The sequence below is a fragment of the Oleiphilus sp. HI0080 genome (assembly GCF_001635135.1).
Window position 1 is genome coordinate 1 of the sequence record NZ_LWFU01000255.1, and the last position, 478, is coordinate 478.

At 49.8% G+C, this 478-nt stretch carries 1 protein-coding gene; it reads left to right on the forward strand.

All coding sequences use genetic code 11. The annotated features are described in order from the left end of the window. Positions 1-61: 61 nt before the first annotated feature. The coding region (locus A3751_RS02725; protein WP_197466133.1) for a dihydrodipicolinate synthase family protein at positions 62-478 on the forward strand (417 nt) is incomplete at its 3' end.

The following is a 478-nucleotide window of genomic DNA, read 5'->3' on the forward strand; positions in this document are numbered from 1 at the left end:
CTGAGTTTTGTAAGGTATATTTTCCTTGCTGATAGCCCGTTCGTTTATTCCGGAGACAAGTATGATTACAGGCAGTATCGTTGCGTTAGCAACCCCAATGCACGGCGATGGCTCGCTCGATTGGGACCGCCTCGACAAATTTGTCGATTTTCAGATTAAGAACGGGACAGACTCTATTGTTGCTGTTGGTACGACTGGGGAATCAGCAACACTAAGCCCAGCAGAACACTGTAAGGTCATTGAGCGCATTGTAGATCGTGCATCCGGTCGAATCCCCATTATTGCCGGTACGGGAGCTAATTCGACTGCTGAGGCGATCGAGCTTAGCCGAGCTGCAAAACGCGTTGGCGCAGACGCCTGCCTTTCAGTTACGCCGTACTACAACAAGCCCACTCAGGAAGGCTTGTATCAACATTTTAAAGCGATTGCCGAGGCGGTTGATATCCCTCAGATTCTTTATAACGTACCTGGGCGTACC